The sequence below is a fragment of the Nibrella saemangeumensis genome (genome assembly GCF_039541915.1).
Lineage (GTDB): Bacteria > Bacteroidota > Bacteroidia > Cytophagales > Spirosomataceae > Nibrella > Nibrella saemangeumensis.
This window is the reverse complement of sequence record NZ_BAABHD010000022.1, coordinates 226,728-246,676: the sequence shown is the minus strand read 5'-3', so window position 1 is coordinate 246,676 and position 19,949 is coordinate 226,728. Positions and strand designations below refer to the sequence as shown.

The window sequence follows — 19,949 nt, the reverse complement described above, 5'->3', positions numbered from 1 at the left end:
ATTACTTGAGGATAGAAAACTTAGAATCAACGCCTGCTTCTCAGTAATCAAAAGGGAACAATCGCCCGATAGCCAGCATGACCACGAGCCAATGATCCTTAAGTCCTTTCCGAATGATGCTTAAGGCTTTAACCAGGTGCACCTCCACGGTTTTAATGGAGATGCCCAACTCCTGGGCGATCTCCTGGTATTTCCGGCCTTCAAATCGACTTAGCAAAAACACTCGGCGGCACTGGGGAGGCAGTGACTCCACCAGGTCTTCTACCCGGTGAAAGACTTCTTCATACTGCAGGACCTGATCCGGACGCAAACTGGCGATCTCCTCCCGGCTTTCTGCCAGCGTAATATCCTCTAAGGGCTGAAATTCCAGCCGGAGGTAATTGTAGGCCGCATTTCGAACACTCCGAAATAAATAATAGCGGTACGATGAGTTGACGCTTTCGTACGCTTTTGTCTTCCAAAAGGTACAGAATACCTCACTCACCAAATCCTCGGCGGTTTCTCTGGAATAGACGAACCGAACGGCATGACTGCACAAAGCCTGGTGATAGCGCTGAAAGAGCAACTCGCATCCCTTCTGGGGATTTTCAGCGAAGGCCTTTCTGATGAAAAGTTCCGTTTCTGTATGGACCGGGCTCTCCTCCGTGGACGTACCCGGCGGATCGGATGAGCGAATGACGATCAGGTCTGCCTGGTAAGGTTGTGGAGTGGAATCCATTAAGGAACGAATGTGCATAGCCGGTCAGTTAGGAGGTCAGGAATTTGCAGTCGTATATTCACAAGACAACTTTTCCGCAAAATCACCTTACTCAACTGTAATTTTTTCTTGAAAAAAAGCAAAAGCTGCAGTTAACGTAAACGCCTTCGTCGCTTACTACAGGGAGGATTTACGTCGAAAGGCTTATTTGCTCAGAAGAATACTACTTTTACTCATTGGTTAAGAAGGTAAGCCGGTTAGGGACAGCCGCCCTTCTTCAGAAAACTTAGAAGGATCGCATTCGCCGAGACTATCGGTTGCTCTGTTTCAAGTGGGGAAAGCATCAATCGTATCGCACTCCGCACGGGAAGCATTTTAGCCTTATAAGCCAAAGCGAACCGCTAGAACTCATTCCACCAGGCAGTCCGCTTTGCCGCCGTGCCAATGGTATACGGTTCGCCAATGCGCGGCACCGTCACCGGAACGTGCAGGCTATCGGCCGCTTTCACGTACAGATTGACCGATTCGTTCCAGGCATGCTCCGACTCCGCGTATTTGCCCCAGTGAACGGGCAAGGTCATAGCCGCCCGCAGATCCAGCGCGGCCTGGGCGGTTTGCGTGGGAAACATATGGCTTTGCGGCCACTTTACATTGTACTGCCCACATTCCAGCAACGCCAGGTCAAAGGGACCGTATTGCTCACCGATTAGTTTGAAGTGCCGGCTGTATCCGCTATCACCGCTAAAAAAGACCGTATGGCCATCCGCTTTGATTACGTACGATGCCCATAAGGTCTTTCTGACTTGTTTGAACGTCCGGTTAGACCGGTGATGAGCCGGGGTTGCCGTGATCGTTATTGCCTCCGACAGCCTGGCAGACTCGTTCCAGTTGAGTTCGGTAATCATATCGTCGGGAAAACCCCAGTGCCTGAAATGAGAACCTACCCCGATCGGCACTATCACTCGTTTGACTTTTTTTCGCAGTCTTTTGACCGTCAGGTAATCCAGGTGATCATAATGATCGTGCGATATGACCAGCGCATCGATCACCGGCATATCGTCATGGTCATAGACATTGCTCCCGTCAAACGCCCTGATGGCCCCTTTGAACGGACCGGCAAAGCCACTAAAGCTGGGATCGAAAAGAATGTTAACCGAACCTGTTTTCAACAGAAACGACGAGTGACCAAACCAGACAACCGTCGGCCTGGTGTAGGTTGCATTGACCAGATCGGTTTTAACGGTTATGAGCGGTTTGGCCGGAAGCAGCTCTTTGGGTTGCCCCGTAACGTACTTTAGCATCCGTAACCAGCGTGGGCCTCTTCGTACCGGCGTTGTGGTGGCCGGCGCCACCGTCTGGACATTCTGAACGATCTGATCCAGGTTCTGAAACGCGCCGTCCTGGTAATTAGGCAGCGCTTCAATTCGTTTCAGGGCCTCCCCGGATGGATTTTTACCCAGTGCTCTGATCGGATTGCAACCCTGTGCCAGCACGACAACAACGGCCAGCATACCGACAACCAGCAACCCCCAAATCCGGCGTTTTATAGGAATCAGCTTCAATTGACTCATACGGAATGGCTTCTAACTGCTCTGTTTCATTATACTAACTTCGCCAGAGCCACATGGTCTGCGTCAGGGGGCTACTGATTCGTTCAGTATCAACTTATTTCTGTGGCATAAGGTTACAACAGGCCCTGTTTCAAATTCTCCACCCCATCCCCCTTGATCGTCACGTTCTTCCGGTTATCGTCCAGGAAAAGATCGAAAAGCAGGTAGTACGGATCAATACCTGCCTGGGCCGGCTTTTCGGATACCCGTACCGTAATGGTGGTTTCTTCCGCGGTGATTTTGTGCTTCTGCCGGTAAAGCGGCTTACTTTTTACACCGGGAGCAAAAACGCCTATTTCAATCCAGTCATTTAAGGGCTGCGCAATGTCCGATCCGGTGCTGTCAATGATGTATTTTTTCGCTTTTACCCGGAGGGTGACTTTCCAGTTTCTGGCATCGATCTGCTCCGCACTTACCTGGTCCGTCTTCATCTGCCAGTACAGGTTTTTCTCGAAATAATCGCTCAGCAGCCCATGCAGTGAATCGGGCATCGCTGCCTTCAACTCCCGATACAGATCCAGGGTGTTTGGCAGCGGTGGCTTTCCGGTACCATGCCTGGTAAGCATTTGCCGCAAGGCGTCGTTTACCGCTTCTTTATGTGTATACCGGGTCAGGGCGTACAAGGCCATTACTCCTTTGCGGTAACCCAGAAATGGATCATTGGCCTGCAGCAAACTGTTCATGTACCACATTCGGGGGACTTCATAGTCATCTCTCCACATCTGAAGCAGCAGACCTACCTGCTCCTCACCGTACGTATGCTCTACCACCTGTAAGCCTGAATAGTTGGCCACCGACTCAGACACGACGGGTGCGCCTTCGGAAGCGGCCGGAATAACCTGCCCTGTTCCAAACCACTGATGCGCCACTTCGTGCGCCATGGCAAAAAAGACAACATCCAGTGCCTGCGGATTGTCGTTCTGATTTAACAGAACAAACGGTTCTCCAAAGTCAACGGCGGAGGGCTCCGCATTCAAAAACCCTTCCGAGTCGGAACGTTCCGTGATGGTAAGATGATCGTGGGGGTAGGGCCCAAACGTCCGGGTAAAATAAGGAAGAGCAGCCTGCACACTCCTCGCGATTCGCTTAACGTTCTCAGCATGGCCGGGATGATAATAAATCGTGAACGTTACATCCCGCTTTCTGCCGGAAACCGTGTCTTTCCAGACCGAAGCGTATTTTTCGTACCGGGCCGAGAAGATAGAGAAGGTATTCCGGATCGGAGCATGGGTAGCATACTGAAAATAGCTCCGGCCTTTCTCGTTCCATGCCCGTACCAGCTTTCCGGGTGCAATGGCGGTCTGTCCTGCCTCCGTGCCGACTACAGCCTCAAAGCTGATCAGTTCCTGTCCCGACCTTACCTGGCGCGAATTGGGATCATACAACGAAGGCAGCTTCCAATCGGATAAGCCATAGTTCTTTCTGTCCGGGTCGTTCCGGAGTTCGCGATTCAGACTATAACCGATCGTCGGCAGCCTCTCATAATTGATAAAGTACGTCCCATTCTCGACCACCGACACATCCATACCCTTATTCCGGAACCCTTTCGACTGCCACACGACCTCAAAATTCAGCTGCACGGAGTCTCCCGGCTGTAGCGGTTTTTGCAGTTTGTAGGTAGTAAAACCGTGAAACCGATCGTCTACCACCGCCCGCGCCGGCACGTTAAAGCGGATATTCCTGGTTTCCACGCCATGTTTGATATCCAGACAAACGGTGTCAACCGGTACCTGGGTCAGATTGACCAGTTTATAACGCCCCCGGATCTCGGCCTTTCGCTCCCGGGGATATAATTCAACGTTTACTTTTGTGCCGGTAACGCTGGGCTGCGGCCGGTTGAGATACTTCCGATAGTGGATTTCATAGCCCGCCTTCTGCTCGACCCATGTACCGGAAGAAACATACTCATTCAACACATTGGTATTGTAAACGATATAGCCGCCTGTAACCAGTACAATGACCAACCCGGCCAGGGCGGTTAAAGTGGTAGACCGTGTGAACCGGTTCTTAATGAGCTGGACTCTTCCCCTGAAGTGTTCCGGCATCGTGCGAACCAGCAGTAACTTGCCCACTACCGCCAGGAGCAGAGCCCAGCCAAACCAGTAGGCTTTAAACCAAAGGAAGGGAGCGAGAAAAGGACCATACCCTCTCATGTCCGTATAGGACCCGCCAGGGTCTGAACCATAGAGGAACAGGTTGTGCTCAATACCCAGTTTTTCGGGAAAAACCAGGCACAGATACACCATCAGTACGGCCAGATGACCCAGGTATTTATGGTTCACCAGGGCATGTACAGCCATCACCAGCATCGCAAACAGCAGGTAATTGATGAGCTGGATCCCAAACAAGGCTTTGATAAATACCCCGAGTGCCACACTGGTCTGCCCATTGATAAGCTGTATCCCTATGCCCGCCAGCAGCAGAAAGCCCATCCAAAGGCCAATCACCAGGGCCAGACCCAGAAACTTACCAAGAAAAAGCCCCCACTCCGATACAGGCATAGTATCTGACATGGCATTCAGATTGGACTCCCGTTCGCGCCAGATCAGTTCTCCGGCTAAAAAAGTAAGGAGCATGGGAATGAGGACCAGGCCCGAATCGGTATTCGTCAGGGATGCGGTAAGCATCGGGAGTACGTTCATGGGGGTGGCATATTGCGGCACCCCTTTTGCTTTCAGGTATTCGCCCGCAAAAACGACCAGATGGAGGGCATACAGACCGACAAGGGTAAGTCCGGTTTTGCTCCCGGCGATATACCGGAAAGAAGACCGGGTTATCGCCAGCAGCTGGCTGAACCAGGCAGAACGCCCAAAAGAAGGCAGAAAAAAAGAGGCCGCTGTAGACTCCACCGCCGGAAGATCGGTAACCGCTACTTCGGCAGCCGTCTTTTTCTTCTTTCTTTTCGGGGCTGAATTTTCAACCTGGTGCGTGAACGTAAAGAGGTGGTAACTATAGGCCAGCAGCAGGGTGGCTATGGCAAACCAGATCAGCCGGTTCCACAACAGCGTACCAGTAAGCTGAATAAACCGGTTGTTCCGTTCAAAAGGCGTCCAGGTTTCGATTTCCTTGATAAGAGAAACCCCGACCAGATCAACCAGATTGTACAGCTCTAACTTTCCCAGCCAGACGGCTACCGAGTAACCGATGAGTTGGGAAAGGATGGGAAACAGGAGAAAACTTACCAGTAAAGCTGCGATAGCTTTCCGCTGTACCACTGACACAGAAAACTGACAGGCGGTAACATAAAAGGCCAGCGGCAATGAGAGGTAGAAATAAGCGGATAGAAACGCTTTCAGACTGAACGGACCTATCTGCCCCGGCTGCCCTGTGCGGAGGTAAAAGCTTAGAAAAAACCCGATGGGAATAACCAGGTGAATCAATGCGTTAAGCAGAAAGGCAGCCGTGAAACGTCCGGAGAGGTACTTCCATTTGCTTACCGGTGTGGTATACACGAGAGGAAACATCCGGGTCTGCACGTCCCGGGCAGCAGCCTGCCCGGCAATGACACCGGCCGTGAGCAGCCAGATCACACTGTTGAAAATTGTCGCGAAGACAAGAAATGAAGGTGCGTTCAGGTAAATGGTATCATCACCGGGTCGTACGATTGCGGTGAACCAGAAAGAAACCATGAAAGCCAGGAAAAAATAGACCCAGGTAGAAGGGCTGCTGAGCTGATACCCGAATTCATAGCGGAAGATCTGACGGAATATCATAAGGCTGCCTCCTGTTTCTTTCTGCCCGTTCCCATAAGGCCGGTCATGGTGCTGAAATAGACATCTTCCAGATCCGGCTCAACCATCTCAAATCCACTTCCCGGCTGTATGTCACTGTACACATGAACCACCGTTTTTCCCGAGAATAATTTGGTTGAAATCACCTGGTGATGCTGCTCAAGCTCCGGAAGCCCACTTTTTTCAATCATCAGCCGCCATATCTTTCCCCGCAGCGCGTTTATGGCCGCCAGCGGCTGCGTTTCCAGCAGAATCTCCCCTTTGTTGATAATGGCCATGTTGGTGCATAATTCGGAAACATCCTCCACGATATGGGTCGACAGGAGCACCACACTGTTTTCGCCCAGCTCACTGAGCAGATTGAGGAATCTCACCCGTTCAGTTGGGTCAAGTCCGGCGGTAGGCTCATCCACAATGAGTAGCTTTGGATTACCCAGCAGCGCCACGGCAATGCCGAAACGCTGGCGCATCCCCCCGGAAAAGCCGCCCAGCTTTTGCCGGCGTGCATCCCAGAGATTCACTTTTTTCAAGAGCGATTCGACTACCTCCCGGCGGGCTTTTTTTTGCGAAAACCCTTTCAATACCGCAAAATAATCCAGCAGGTTTTCTGCAGTTGCCTTGGGATACAGCCCGAACTCCTGGGGGAGGTAGCCCAGTGTTTTACGGACCTCATCCTTATCATTGAGCATATCGATATCGCCCAGGTGTATGGTTCCTTCACTGGGGTCCTGAAGCGTTGCCAAAATCCTCATTAACGTAGATTTACCCGCCCCATTAGGACCGAGCAGACCATACATACCGTTGGGAATGCAGAGGGAAACCTGGCTAAGCGCAGTAACGCCGTTGGGATAGGTCTTCGAGATGTTATTGATTTTTAACTCCATGCTTTTTCGTCGTCTAACTGAAGCAAACTAATGGTGTAGCGGGGCACGATTTAACCTCAGCCAGGACGAATGTATAATATAGTACTATGCAAGGCAAGGTACTTTGTCAAATTTATGTCTTGTTGGTGAATTTTGGGTATGAGCGGAGAATTTTAGGGATGACCGGCCAGGCGGGCAGCCCGCTGGAGAATACCTATTTCCCGATCGCTGCGGGGAAAGCGAAAAGTATGCCGACAGCCGCCTACGCCGTGGCGTTTTCAGTAAGGATCGTGTCTCGTGCCTATCGGCTTTGGCGAAAGGGTTCGTGGAGCCAGGTTAACAAATGAATCAATGATGGTCATAACCTGCACCCTACCGGAGCCGGTACAGCCGCAGCATACCCGGCTCGGGTATCGGTCCCTGCCGGGGACGATCGCGGTTACGGCCCAGCGTTTCCCAGCGGAGGATATAACGGGAGTCCGGCTCCGGAACCGTATTATCATCTTCGCGGATGTTTACCTGAATACCGGGGAACAGCGTTTCGGCGTTTAGCAGGGCCGGTGGTGTTTTGACCGGAAACGGCAGCGTCTGGACAGGCTTAAGAGTAGTCGGGTCCAATACCAGCAGGCCGTCGCCGGCCCTTTTGCTTTTATACGCCATGGTGAGTTGACCGCTTCTGCTCACCTGCACCGGTTGCACGCCTACTTCAGCTTCGATGGAGCCGCCACCCCCAAACTCCCAGCGGTGCTGCCAGTCGGTAGCCTGGTATAGCTTCCAGCCCGTAGCCTCCCGGCGGGCGTTGTAAATCTGGGTGTTGCCCTGCCCATCGTACTTATGGTATGTGATAACCGGGCGCTGCTGCGCATCAAAGCCAATCACGGTATTGCCGTTGATCATCCCGCCTTTGGCCGGTACGGGATCGATAATTTCGGCGGTGGCCAGGGTGATGGGCAGGCGCAGCGGAGTACCGTTACTTTTCTCCCAGTGGATGAGGTCTTTGCTGCGGGCGTAGCTCAGATCATGATTGGTAGCGGCATCGGGCGTATCGCGCCATACCCAGACCAGGTGGTAGTAGCCATCCGGCCCCACCAGCGGTCCCTTCAGGTAAGCGTTCATCAGGCCTTCGCCATCAACAAGGGGTGTATCGAGCAGCCGCTTCCATACGTTCTGTGCCGGATCATAGCGGTTGTATATCTGGTTGCCCGAGCCGCTGGACCCATCCCGGTAGGCAAAGATCATTTCGCCGGCCGGTCCGTTGAAAAACTCCGGGTAGGTGGTCCGCAGCTCTTCCCGCCCGGTCATGCCCGGCATACGCCGGATAGAGGTAATGTCGTGCGGCCGGGTTGCATAGAAATACTTGAGGGTATCGCTGTGCATATTGCCCGACAGGTGCAGATGCCCGTTCCGGTCCAGCGCCATGGCGATGTAATTGTGGCTGTCCCAGCCTACCCGCGTGGGCAATACCTGATAGGTCCAGCGATTCTGCCCCAGGCGCCGGTAAGCTACCGTCAGGTGCCGGTCCTGGTCGTAGTAGGCTACGTACTGGTGGGGCGGGTGGGTCAGCAGCGAAAAGCCGACCGGGTGCCCCGGCCACACCTTCGCAATGTCGAGTTGTTCCACCACTTGTGGTGCCTTACCGGATTGCCGGTCTGCCAGTTGTTTGTCCCCAGTGCCGGCATCGGTCCGGGGCGTTGTTCGCGATCCGGTACAGTTTAGGAGGAGGGCAGGCAGCAGGCCAAAAAGAAGCAGGTATCGTTTCAAAACAGTCAGTGTTATAGTCTCTGGTAGTAAGACACATACACTTGTGAAATCTACTGTGTGCCAGCAAGGCCCAGGCGCTTTAAGTAGCTTTCGGCCAATCCTGACTTCTGTTTCCGGACCTACTGTATTCCATCGTTATGCATCCAGTGCGATTTTTTACTTTTTTACCCCTATTTCTTTTTGCGTTCGTACTACCGGCACTCGCCCAGACACCACAGGGCCCGGATCGCTGGCTAAAAGACATGAAGGCTTTCGAGAAGCAGGACAGCCTGCTGATGCCGCCACCCGGCGGTATCGTTTTTACCGGCAGCTCGTCGGTCACCATGTGGCGCTCGCTCCAGCAGGATTTCCCAGGAAAGGTTCTGGTCAACCGGGGTTTTGGCGGTTCCCAGTTGGTTGACGCCAATCATTACTTCGACCGGATCGTAGCCAAATACCAGCCGAAGCAGGTGTTTCTGTATTCGGGTGAGAACGATATAGCCGCCAAACAAACGCCGGAGCAGGTGTATGAGCGCTTTAAGGTATTCGCCCGGAACATGAAGACGCAGTTACCGAAGGCCGAACTGGTGTATATTTCCATGAAGCCCAGCGTGTCGCGCTGGAATCAATACCCCGCTATGCAGAAGGCCAACCGGAAGATAAAGCGCTATGCCTTCTGGCACCCGCGGGTGAAATTTGTGGATGTGGGACCCGTGATGCTGGGCACCGATGGCAAGCCCAGGCCGGACATCTTCCTGAAAGATAACCTGCACATGAACCGCACTGGGTACGAGCTCTGGATTAAAGTGCTGGAGCCGCACCTGGCCGATTAACCGATTTGCGGTTGGAAAGTCAGGGAATCAGGCAGGCCTATCCTGCTGCGTTCGACAGCTTGCATCGTACGCCCCCTCGCGGGTCTTTCTCCCAGGCCGTTGCAGACGAAGTGCGGTTAGCTCATTCCGGCTCCAACCTGACAACAGTCAGGCCGGCCGGCTACCTGCGTCATACCGTAAGCCGCTGATAACCGGCACCTTTACCGCTGCAACGGCGATAGCATCCGGAGCGCAGCGGCTTATGAAACAGATACTATACACCCTGTTCAGTATATTTCTCGGACTGACACCGGCATTCGCCCAGACTACGGTCGGCGGAGCGGGCTTTTTCCGGACAGGCTACATGAACCTCCGCGACGCCGGAGCTACCGCCCGGCATTTTGCACCCAACGGGTCTCCCGCCATGGGCGATGGCTTTGCCCTGGCCGGGGCCGAAGGTTACTACCGCCATAACCGGGTCATTGTGGGGTTGGGCATCATGGCGATGCAAACCCGCACGACCCGGTTTGCGGATCAGGCTATCGAACGCACCGCATCCACCGGAACCGTTAAACTCGGCTATATCATTCACGAAGGGAAACGGTGGTTTGTGTATCCGGCCATCGGCCCTGGACTGTCAACCCTCAGTCTCACCCGGCACGAGCCCAATCGAACCGTAACCATCCGGCACCTGTTCAGCTACGCTACCGACGTCAGCCTCAACGCCGATCTGAAACTCACCAACTGGTCCTGCGAGCGTGAACACTACAGCGGCCTGATGCTGGGATTACGCGCCGGTTACCTGGTCAGTCCCGGTTCTGCCCAGTGGAAAAGCAGTAGCGATCTGGGCCAGATGGCGTCCCTGCCTACCTACGCGACCAACGGGTTTTACGTAGCCGTTTCGGTGGGCGGGGGACGTTTTGGCCTGAGAAAGCCGTGATGCTGGGGCGGGCTGACGACGAACCTCAAAATGCCCGCTCATACGTATTACTGTCCCAGCACAGCTAATGCCTTCTCCAGTACCTTGTCTTTGCCGGCGACAATGTCTGCCGGTGTATTTACTACCGTAATTTCGGGCGCTATGCCGATACCTTCGTAACTTTTGCCGTCGGCGGCCCGGTAGTCGCCAACGCTGACGGAGAAGATCCAGCCGTTGGGTAACTCCCGGCGGGTAATTTCGGAGAAGATGCCATAGGTGGTATCCCCGATCTGCGTCACGCTGGCGTTCTGGTTCATGGCCAGGGTAAAGGTTTCCCCCGCACTTTCCGTAATGCGGTTGGTGAGCAGGGCAACCGGTTTGGTGTACTGCCAGGAGCCGGTTGGGGCTACGTACCATTCCGTTGGCTCCGTAAAATCGCCGTGACCGGGGCCGTTTCGCAGGCGGCTGGTCATGAACAGGTTACGAGTAGAGGCAAAGCGTCCGGCTACGTACTGGCTTACCCGATCATCCCCCCCTTCGTGGTCGCGAATATCCACGATGAGCGCTTTGGTATCGCGCAGCGCTGATAATGCCTCTTCGAACGCCTTTTCGTAAAAGCTACGGCTCTGGCCAAAATCCCGGAAGTGAATATAGCCGATGTTACCGGGGAGCGTCCCCGACACAAGCTGTACGTCCCCGGCCAGGCTAAACTCACGCACCTCCTGTAAATACGTTGTACGGACGAGTTTCAGATTAAAATCGCCTTTCTGGTAATCCGGGCCGCTGTCGTGCCGACGGGCGGGCGAGCCCGGTGCCAGCAGCCATACATGGCCATCGTTCAACTCATCAAGTACCTGCGTTGTCAGGGTATAAAAAGCATCGTCACTCATGCCGTTTGTGACTTTCGGCCGGTACTTCTGGTACACGGCCGGCCAGTCTACTTTTTTCGCCCCGAACAGGCCATACAGGCGATCGTATTGCTGCCAGAGTTGTTCAAAGTTCGTTTCGGGGTTGTTGGCCGGCTCCGGGCCGAGTGTCAGGTCGTTGCAGGCACTCAGGCTCAGGAGCAGAAAAGCAAATATGGTATTGAGGATATAGTTCGTTTTCATGGCTGGATAAAGTTGAAATGGTAAACAAGGGAAAGAGTAGCCGTGTGAGCAGCCGTCCGGATAAGCTCAGGATCAGGGTACCGCAGATAACTGTACCGGTACGCGGCCTGCGCCGACCAGCGGGGACTCACCCGGAAGCGGTAACTCAGTCCCACCTGCGGATTGATAAACCGGGGCAGCGTTTCCCACTGGGTTCCCTGCATAAACGCTTTGGCGTTTGACTCATCCGGCGACGACACCACATTGCTGTACGGCAGCCGGGTAACGGCCGCCACGAGCGGCAACGACACATTGAGCGCCACCAGATGCCGGCGACCGAATGGCCAGCGCGTATGGTGCAGTAAACTCGCCGAAGCGGTGTTCATAGCCCAGGTCGTCATGGCTACCCCATCGGCATAGCCGGCCTGTTCGTGGAAACCGATGCCCCACCAGGTCTGCCGGTGGTTTGGCGTTTCGCGAAAGCGCAACAGGTATTCTACGTCTACCCCACCCCGATACAGCGTAGGGATCAGCACCAGCGGCTGCGCCGGGGTACCGCCCTCCGTCGCTTCATCGGCGAAGCTAAACGAGCGGACGCCTAAACCGGGCGCTACGTACGAGCCGGTAGCCGCCCGGAGATTCACCCGCAGCTGATGCCGGTTCCAGCGCTGGGTAAAGCCGACCCGCAGGCCATTCAGGTTGCCCATATACAGCATCGGCGAAGTCTGTAGATCGCGGGTTTTGACGGTTTCCCGGATAAGTCCAACCTGCAGTTCACTGGCAGACTGCTGGGTTGCAGATGGTTGGCCGGAGGCAATAAGCCACCCGACCGACAGCAGGGCTGTCGAAAAAAGCATTTTCATGATGTACTGGATTGTTATTTGGTTGTGGATAGATTAGCGGTAGAGACGCCAGCGGATTTCGGCTGAACCAGTTGCAGGGTATAATGCATCACCCGGTCATGGCCGCTGATGATGTCATCAATGGTCGGCACGACGGTATGATCGGGAATGATACCCCGATCATCATGCGGGTACCGGTCTACGCCGGCCATGTGAAAGCCGAACATGGGAATGCCCAGGTCCAGCTTAGAATGAGGCAGTTGAACAATGGTAAACACCCCGCTGCTATTGACCTTATAACCGCCACCGGTTTCCTGCCCGATGAACGTAGCGCGACCATCGGCATGGGTACGGGCGGCAAACTCCGTGGTTACCGAAAAACTGGAGCCGTTGAGCAGCACATATAGTTTGCCGTGGAAGGCGTCCCGCTGCGGTTTTTGCTCCTTTACACCGGTATGATACGGCCAGACATACCCCTCATCGGTTTTTTTGATCAGATGACGAAGCATTCCGTAAAACTTTGGCGTCCAGGCCGAAAACGAGAATTTCTCCTTCTGCCGGATGCTAATGTGGTCATAGTATCGGAAAGGCTTTTGGGCCAGGTACGAGTACAGCAGCACGCCATAAGCCTCCTCTCCGCCTTCATTATTGCGCAGATCGAGCACCAGATTTTGCACTTGTTTTTCCTTTAATTGCTGAAACGATTCCTTTAGGAACGTTTTGTAATCCTCGGCTTTGCCCATACCCCAGAACCGTTCAATGGTCATGATAGCGGTCTGGTTATCAGTAAATGTCAGGCGAAAAGGCTTTTGCGGAGCCGGTTTATGGCTTTGTTGAGCGTCCTTAATTGTCTTCTCAGAGATGGCCGGCAGCGTTACTATTTTTTCCCCTCCGTTAGATTTATAGACGATGTCAAACGAGGCCGGTGCCCCAATATACGTAGCGTAGAAGCCGGAGAAGAACTCATTGAGGTCGGCGTATTTACCGTTGATGGTATTGCCGTCAGCGAAGGTCATCCAGGGCAGCAATTGCCGGATCACCGATGCTATGGGCTGGCCGTTTACCGACACTACCTCTGCCCCGGCCGGTATAGTGCCTGAACCATAGTTGGCGACAACCCACGCCTTGTCTCCCACAAAATATAACTTTATGGGGAACAGCCGGTCCTGATGAAAGGGATAATGCTCATCGCGACCGGAGACCAGCCACTTGGTATGGCCACAGTGCAGGGCGGCCACCAGCGGGTTCATCGTTACAAAAAATGCTTTCCGCGACATAGGCTGATTGAGCTTACCAGCCGTTGCAGAGAACAGGGAGTCATACGTCCGCTTAGGCGTATACCGGTACATTTCGGGGTGAACCTGCTCCAGTGCGGTCCGGAAGCGGGTGAAATCTTCGGTCAGCTGCTGAACCGTCAGCAGTGGTTCCTCCTGGGATGTTTTGTGGGTCTGAGCGTGAGCGACCAGCGTTAGGAGGCAGCACGCGGCAATTTGTACAAACGTTTTCATGATGTGGTGTGGACTTGATTTATGGCACAAAATTGCGGCTAAATACGGTGTCTGTCGTCTAATCCGACCGAATCAGACCGGTTTAGCGGCTTTCCCGACGTATTCGGACGGAGTCTGACCGGTCATTTTCTTAAAAACGGCGTTGAATGTGGCCTTTGAATTGAAACCCGCTTCTTCGGCAATGCCCAGGGTGGTGTAATGGCTGTACTGCGGATCGGTGAGCAGGCGCTTCACTTCGGCCACCCGGTATTCATTCACAAAATCATAGAAATTCCGGCCAAGCCGGTCATTGAGGACCTGCGAGAGATGATGTCGGGAGATGTTCAGAGCCTCGGCCAGTTCATGGATCGTCAGCGTCTGGTTCCGGTACGGTTTTTCTTCGTCCATGTACGCCAGCAGCCGGGCCTGGTAGCGATCGGACAGCTCGTCGGGCAGGGCCGACTTTTTGTACTTTTCGGCGGTTTCGGTCGAGAGATCGTCGGCAATAGGTTCGGGTACGACCGGCAGCAGTTTATCCTGTTTGGTAGCCGGACCAACTGGTTTTTGATTGAACAGAACCGGCTGCGACAAGGCTTTGTAGCCGATCCAGTAGATCAGCACGATCACACCCAGGTAGTGGTATCGATACAGTCCACCCAGGCCGGGGATATTCCATTTGCGGGCGTAGAAGATGAGGACCGACGAGACGAGCAGCACCAGCACTAGCGACAGAAACTGCTGCAGCCACCGCAACCGCAATTGCTGCACCTCAGAATACTCATTGAGTACCCGCCTTTCGTGCCGGCGCAGCCCGTACACAGCCGCCGAGATATACACAATGTGCAACACATTCAGCAGGCTGTTCACCGGACCAAAATCATCCTGCACCGACTGGGCAAAATCCGACAGATAGGCCCGCTTGGCCTCCGCCGATTGCAGGTAGTAGGGCATCAGGTATAACAGAAGGAGCACAAAAGGGGCAAAATGCAGCCAGTCGGTCCGCTGCCAGCGTGGCCGCTCACTGATAAGCTTCTGCGTAAACAGAAACAGCAGCGGCCCGAACAGGCTGGGAAGCAGCCACCCGACATGGCTCAGGTGCGGAAACCGCATAAAAAACTCCCGGTTGTCGAAGGAGACAAGTATGGTCTGTAACGACATCAATACCATGACTGCCCCCAACAGCCGGTTGGCCAGACGATTGACCGGCCGGGTAAACAGCAGCACCGCCAGACAGAACCCCTGCAGGGCTCCGGACACCAGGACCAGTTGCAGAAACGAAAGCGACATTATTACCAGATCAGGTATATATACAAAGGTAGTAAAATGGTAGCGTACCTGATGATTCCTCCCAAACAGCAATCTGCGTAGACGCAGTTCTCGTTTGTCGACGACCAATTATCCGGTTGGCAAACCATTTAACCAAAAGTGCTTTCAAATTCAAACAGTTATTTAGATATTTGTCTAATTATTTAATAGCAATATGATGAATGTCCTGTTTAAAGCCTTAAATGATCCGACCCGACGGCAGATTCTGGACTTACTCCGGGAGGCTGATCTGACGGCCGGTGAAATTGCCGACCGCTTTGCCATGACCAAGCCCAGCATCTCCCACCATCTGGATCTGCTCAAGCAGGCGGGTCTGGTGGAGGCCACCAAAAAAGGGCAGTTTATCCTTTACACCATTAACACCACGGTGCTGGATGAGTTGCTGGCGTGGCTGTTGCATTTTCGTCAGGATTCTCAACCTAAATAACCGTTTACTACTATGAAAAAGAATGTAATGTACTCCGAGTGGGTATTGCTGCTGACGCTGGCCTTACCCTTTGTCACGCTCCTGTTCCTATATAATCAGCTTCCTGAGAGTGTACCGTTTCATTTTGGGGCCGATGGTCAGCCTGACCGGTTTGGTCCAAAACTCGGCTTGGTCGGCATCTTTGGGGGAATGACAGTGTTTTTATACCTGCTTTTCCGGTTAATTCCGGCTATTGACCCGAAGCAAAATTTGAACACCTCCGCCTATTATAAAATCCGGCTGGTGATCTCCGTTTTCTGGGGAGTGCTGATGTCATTTATGTGGTATGCCATAACTACCGAATCGGCCGGCGAGTCGTTGCTGAGCTACATCCTGGCCGGCGCGGGTCTGATGCTGGCGGGAATCGGCAATGTCATGTATAGTATCCGGCCCAACTACTTTGTTGGTATCCGGACACCCTGGACGCTGGAGAGCGAGACTGTCTGGCGCCGGACGCACCAGAAAGCCGCGCCCGTTTTTGTCGCCGTTGGCCTGCTGGCTGCAGTATTGGCCCTGCTGCTGCCCCTTCCCGTAAAAGTATGGGCCTTTATGGGCAGTATAATGCTGGTAGTTTTCTGGTCGCTGTGGTACTCATACTATATTTACCGGCAGGAGAAAGCACAGTCGTTGTCGTAATGGATGGACCACCGGTTGGTTCGCCACAGCGAATTCAGCCCGGTGGTCCGTTTCATAGCCGCTCTCCACTACGAGGCCGGCTACCTGCTTACTGCACTTTGGAAAACTTTGCAGCGAAGAGGAAAATAACGGCGTAGCAGATGATGGGCAGGTAATAAGCGGCCGCTATATCTTTATCGGCTACCAGGCCCATAATCGGCGGGAAGAGCGCTCCGCCGACCACGCCCATCACGATGAACGACGATGCCTGCTGCGTATGGGTACCCAATCCTTTCAGACCCAGACTGAAGATGGTCGGGAACATGATGCTGAAGAAGAAATTAAGCATGATCAAGGCGATGAATGACGGCCAACCGAAGCTTTGCGCAATGATCAGACACATGGTAATGCTACCCAGTGCAAAAACGGCCAGCAGTTTGTTGGGGGCGATGAACCTCATCAGGAAAGTCCCCACAAACCGGCCAACCATCATCATCACCATGCTGAAGGCAAAATAATAGGCGGCATTTTCTTCCGCCAGCCCCATCTTCTCTACCCCATAGTTGATAAAGAACGCCCAGGTACCACCCTGCGCGGCCACGTTGAACAACTGCGCGATAACCGCCCAGACAAAGTGCCGGTGCTGGAAAAGCGATTTCGGGTGCTTTACATCAGCGGGGCTGGTTGGCACAGCGTAGGCATCCTGCTCGGCCTCAATGGCGTGGGCATCCTGTACCGGCGGCACCTTAACAAACGCAAAGGCTATCGCAATACTCAGAATCACGCTGCCGATGCCGATGTACAGCATCTTCACCGACTCCAGGTCGTTGGAGTGCTCCTGACCGGCCCGCAGAATAAAGTAACCACCCAGCATGGGTCCGATCACCGCCCCAACGCCATTGAACGACTGCGCAAAATTGATGCGCTGATCGCTGGTGCGCTGGTCGCCCAGCCCGGCCACAAAGGGGTGCGCAACGGTTTCGAGCGTAGCCAGTCCGCAGGCCAGGATGAAAAGGGCAATGCGAAAAAAGCCGAAGGACTCGGCGTTGGCAGCCGGAATGAATAGGAAGGCACCAAAGGCGTACAGCAGCAGTCCCAGCAATACCCCGTTCTTATAGCCGAATCGCTTCATGAACAGACCGGCCGGTATGCCCATCACGGCGTAGGCACCAAAGATAGAGAACTGGACCAGCCCCGACTCAGCTTTTGAGACGTGCAGCACGTTCTGGAAGTGCCGGTTGAGTACGTCGCCCATGGTGATGGCAATGCCCCACAGCAGGAAAAGTGACGTAACAAAGATTAACGTAACAATATACTTCTTCTCGGTAAAGGCGGCTGGCTTAGTGGTAGCCGTGACAGGAGTTGATTGCATGAAGACTAGTCGACTGAAAGGCTGGTTAACTGGGCTATTTGTTAGTAGTCAAATTTAGCGAATTAAACGTAATTCCGGTCTGGTTGATGCCTGTCTATTGATAAATCGATAGCGTAGCCGCTCCGCCCGGCTGTAGGGTTACTCTGATAAAGCCTTCGTCTCCCCTGACCACCTTTCCCTTCTGCAAAGAGTTTACCTTGTAGTTTCCGGCCGGCAATTTCACCTGCGTAGTACCGCCTTTTTCGGAGGTAAGGGTCACCTGATCCGACCCTCCAGGTGTCCGGCGGGCGCTGACCAGAAAAGCGCCTTCAGCCCGGAGATTGTCAAACCGAACGTTGGTCCAGGTGGCCGGTATAGCCGGAAATATTTCGATGAAGCCGGCATAGCTTTGCAGTAGCATTTCCTGGAGCCCGGCGGCATAGGCGAGGTTACCTTCCAGCGTAAACGGTCGATAGGTTAAGGTGGAGTACCCGGATTTGGTCTGGTCACCGTTGAGGTGAAAGCTGTTGGTGGAGCAGAAAGCGCGGGCGAAAATCTTTAATGCATTGGCCGCCCCGGCTCCGTCTTTGGCTCTGGCTTTAAGGTTACCCAGCCACGACCAGGAGTAGCCGCACCAAAAGTCCGGGCCGATCTTCTCCAGGAGGGTAATGGAATTCTTAATAATGGTCTGCGCTTGCGGGCCGTCTTCCCATTTGATCAGACCCAGCGGATGAATGGCCATCAGGTGCGAAAAGTGCCGGTGCGATTCTTTATAAGGCAACGATGGAGCAAATTTCAATTCTGCATTTTCGCTAAGCGCATAGTCCGGAAACTCAGCCAGTACGTTTCGCCAACGGCTGGCTTCGGCCTGGTTGCCCAGTTCTCCGGCCAGTTCGGCTGCGTATTGAAACACATAGCGGCACAGGGCCAGATCGTAATTAGTCATCTGGTGAAACCAGGCCGTGATTTTGTTATTGTTAATTTCCGGGCTGGAGCTGATGGGCAGTTTGCGCATGCCCTGCTCGTCTTTAACGGTGACGTTTTCCAGCATAGTGGCCACATCCCGGAACCAGGGATACGCTTTGTTCTTGAGAAACTGCCGGTCCATGGTGTACCGCCATTGCCAGTAATAATGTTGCGCCAGCCAGGCGGCCGTAGTGGGTGAACAGGAGTACTGAATCCATCCGCCCATAGCCGTGCCGTCGAGGGTGGTTACCCCCGGTGCGGCCAGTCCATTGACCTGAAAATACTGGCGGGTAAACCGCGCAAACTCGGGCCGGCAGCGTTCCAGAAAGTCGATGTACCCTTCCGCTTCGTCCAGGTGGTTGCCGCTGTAGGCGGGCCAGTAGCTCAATTGAGTATTCAGGTCGTGGTGGTAATCGCCTTTCCAGGGGGGAATGCGGCCATTATCGGCCGTCCAGACCGCCTGCAGCGAGATCGCGGGTGCCCCTTTCCGCGCTGCCGCCCCAAACTTGTACTGCTCCAGGTACCACTGCCGGGTCAGCGTATCGTCGGGTACCTGCAGCGACGACTTTGCCCAAAAGGACTGCCACCAGTTTTGATGCGATTGCCAGTCGGCAATAATGCCCCGTTTCCAGGCAGCTTCGGCGTACTGCCGGGCAGTCTGCGGCTGCTTATTGGTGCTGATGCTCCAGACGCCGGTCAGCGTGTCGCCCCGGCGTTGCCATTGCACCTCGACATCGTAGGCAAACGTTTCCCAGCCCGGCTGGTGATACGCCATGCGGTTGGCTTCCCGGACTACGTTTCCCTGCGGATAGCCCAGCCGGATCAGATTATCGCCATCCAGCGAGTTTGGTTTCTCTTCCGGTGTGCCGGTCTGGTAGGCCGGAGGGATCAGGGTGGGCAACACAGCCGCAGGAGCCCCAATCAGTTGAAACCAGCCTACCGGGTGCGTAGCATGCACGAAGCTGCGCAGTTGCATCCCGTTCGGCCACTTGACCTGCGCCTGGGCTGTCCGAATATCGAGTTGGGCCTGGGAGGCATCTTCCGGAATGGCAAACGTCAGCGCGGCTCCCGGAATTTTGGTGGGTGCCGGCTCCCGGTCGTAAGGCGCATCGAAGTAATCCTGAACTATCTTGTACTCGTTCTTCTGCACCTGCTGATGCACCCACTGGTAGGTAAACTCCGGCCGGAACAGCCCCTTCATGGGGCGCTGGTCCCACAGGTCAACCCTATCCAGCGAAAACCGGAGCGAGTCGCCCTTCTTCCAGATCAGGCTGCCAACCATCCCGTTCCCCAGGGGTAACCCCTCGTCCCACCGCCTGGGCAGGTGCGTACTCGTGAGGTTATACGCCGGCACCGGCTGGGATACCCCAACGAGCGCGACCAGACAAAACAGACTTGTAACAAACGCTCTTTTTAACTGCATCGGCCGTATGGGT

15 protein-coding genes are annotated in these 19,949 nt (G+C 54.2%); 4 read left to right on the top strand and 11 right to left on the bottom strand.

Annotated elements, in window-relative coordinates; translation table 11 throughout:
* Positions 1 to 40: 40 nt before the first annotated feature.
* From ABD949_RS08960 to ABD949_RS08940, 5 genes are all read right to left on the bottom strand, one after another.
* Positions 41 to 736 carry an RNA polymerase sigma-70 factor gene (locus ABD949_RS08960; RefSeq protein ID WP_345242662.1) on the bottom strand — a complete coding sequence of 232 codons (696 nt, stop codon included), beginning with the start codon at positions 734 to 736 and terminating at the stop codon, positions 41 to 43.
* A gap of 362 nt (positions 737 to 1,098) precedes the next feature.
* Complete coding sequence (locus ABD949_RS08955; protein ID WP_345242660.1) at positions 1,099 to 2,268, bottom strand: MBL fold metallo-hydrolase; 1,170 nt, start codon at positions 2,266 to 2,268, stop codon at positions 1,099 to 1,101.
* Positions 2,269 to 2,381: 113 nt separating this feature from the next.
* Positions 2,382 to 6,020, bottom strand: coding sequence for an ABC transporter permease/M1 family aminopeptidase (locus ABD949_RS08950; RefSeq protein WP_345242658.1), 3,639 nt, complete (start codon positions 6,018 to 6,020; stop codon positions 2,382 to 2,384).
* Positions 6,017 to 6,922 (bottom strand): ABC transporter ATP-binding protein, encoded by a 906-nt coding sequence (locus ABD949_RS08945; protein ID WP_345242656.1) that lies wholly within the window; start codon positions 6,920 to 6,922, stop codon positions 6,017 to 6,019. The genes ABD949_RS08950 and ABD949_RS08945 overlap by 4 nt, the downstream gene beginning before the upstream one ends.
* A 351-nt stretch (positions 6,923 to 7,273) precedes the next feature.
* Positions 7,274 to 8,662, bottom strand: coding sequence for a BNR repeat-containing protein (locus tag ABD949_RS08940; RefSeq protein ID WP_345242654.1), 1,389 nt, complete (start codon positions 8,660 to 8,662; stop codon positions 7,274 to 7,276).
* A 242-nt stretch (positions 8,663 to 8,904) separates the two neighbouring features.
* Between ABD949_RS08940 and ABD949_RS08935 the strand changes: the two genes are divergently transcribed.
* Together ABD949_RS08935 and ABD949_RS08930 are read left to right on the top strand one after the other, a co-directional pair.
* Entirely contained in the window at positions 8,905 to 9,474 is a 570-nt protein-coding gene (locus ABD949_RS08935; RefSeq protein ID WP_345242652.1) for an SGNH/GDSL hydrolase family protein, read from the top strand.
* Between the two features lie 241 nt (positions 9,475 to 9,715).
* On the top strand, positions 9,716 to 10,393 hold the full coding sequence (locus ABD949_RS08930) for a hypothetical protein (protein WP_345242650.1): 678 nt from the start codon (positions 9,716 to 9,718) through the stop codon (positions 10,391 to 10,393).
* A gap of 47 nt (positions 10,394 to 10,440) precedes the next feature.
* Here the strand turns inward: ABD949_RS08930 and ABD949_RS08925 are convergent, their stop codons facing one another.
* The 4 genes from ABD949_RS08925 to ABD949_RS08910 all read right to left on the bottom strand — a co-directional run bounded on the left by ABD949_RS08925 (position 10,441) and on the right by ABD949_RS08910 (position 15,076).
* Entirely contained in the window at positions 10,441 to 11,481 is a 1,041-nt protein-coding gene (locus tag ABD949_RS08925; RefSeq protein WP_345242648.1) for a S41 family peptidase, read from the bottom strand.
* Positions 11,478 to 12,323, bottom strand: a complete 846-nt coding sequence (locus ABD949_RS08920) for a hypothetical protein (RefSeq protein WP_345242646.1) — start codon at positions 12,321 to 12,323, stop codon at positions 11,478 to 11,480. Before ABD949_RS08920 ends, ABD949_RS08925 begins: the two co-directional genes overlap by 4 nt.
* 14 nt (positions 12,324 to 12,337) lie before the next feature.
* Positions 12,338 to 13,810, bottom strand: coding sequence for a S41 family peptidase (locus ABD949_RS08915; protein WP_345242644.1), 1,473 nt, complete (start codon positions 13,808 to 13,810; stop codon positions 12,338 to 12,340).
* 72 nt (positions 13,811 to 13,882) lie between these two features.
* Positions 13,883 to 15,076: a helix-turn-helix domain-containing protein gene (locus tag ABD949_RS08910; protein ID WP_345242643.1), complete on the bottom strand. Its 1,194-nt coding sequence runs from the start codon at positions 15,074 to 15,076 to the stop codon at positions 13,883 to 13,885.
* Positions 15,077 to 15,272: 196 nt separating this feature from the next.
* On the opposite strand from ABD949_RS08910, the gene ABD949_RS08905 reads away from it, so the two are divergent.
* Both ABD949_RS08905 and ABD949_RS08900 read left to right on the top strand, forming a co-directional pair.
* A complete protein-coding gene (locus ABD949_RS08905) occupies positions 15,273 to 15,542 on the top strand; it encodes an autorepressor SdpR family transcription factor (protein ID WP_345242927.1) in 270 nt (89 codons plus the stop codon).
* 12 nt (positions 15,543 to 15,554) lie between these two features.
* A complete protein-coding gene (locus ABD949_RS08900) occupies positions 15,555 to 16,217 on the top strand; it encodes an SdpI family protein (protein WP_345242642.1) in 663 nt (220 codons plus the stop codon).
* A gap of 88 nt (positions 16,218 to 16,305) precedes the next feature.
* Here ABD949_RS08900 and fucP read toward each other — a convergent pair whose 3' ends face one another.
* Both fucP and ABD949_RS08890 read right to left on the bottom strand, forming a co-directional pair.
* Positions 16,306 to 17,568 (bottom strand): L-fucose:H+ symporter permease, encoded by a 1,263-nt coding sequence (gene fucP, locus ABD949_RS08895; protein ID WP_345242640.1) that lies wholly within the window; start codon positions 17,566 to 17,568, stop codon positions 16,306 to 16,308.
* Positions 17,569 to 17,662: 94 nt separating this feature from the next.
* A complete protein-coding gene (locus ABD949_RS08890; RefSeq protein ID WP_345242638.1) occupies positions 17,663 to 19,936 on the bottom strand; it encodes a glycosyl hydrolase family 95 catalytic domain-containing protein in 2,274 nt (757 codons plus the stop codon).
* Positions 19,937 to 19,949 lie beyond the last annotated feature (13 nt).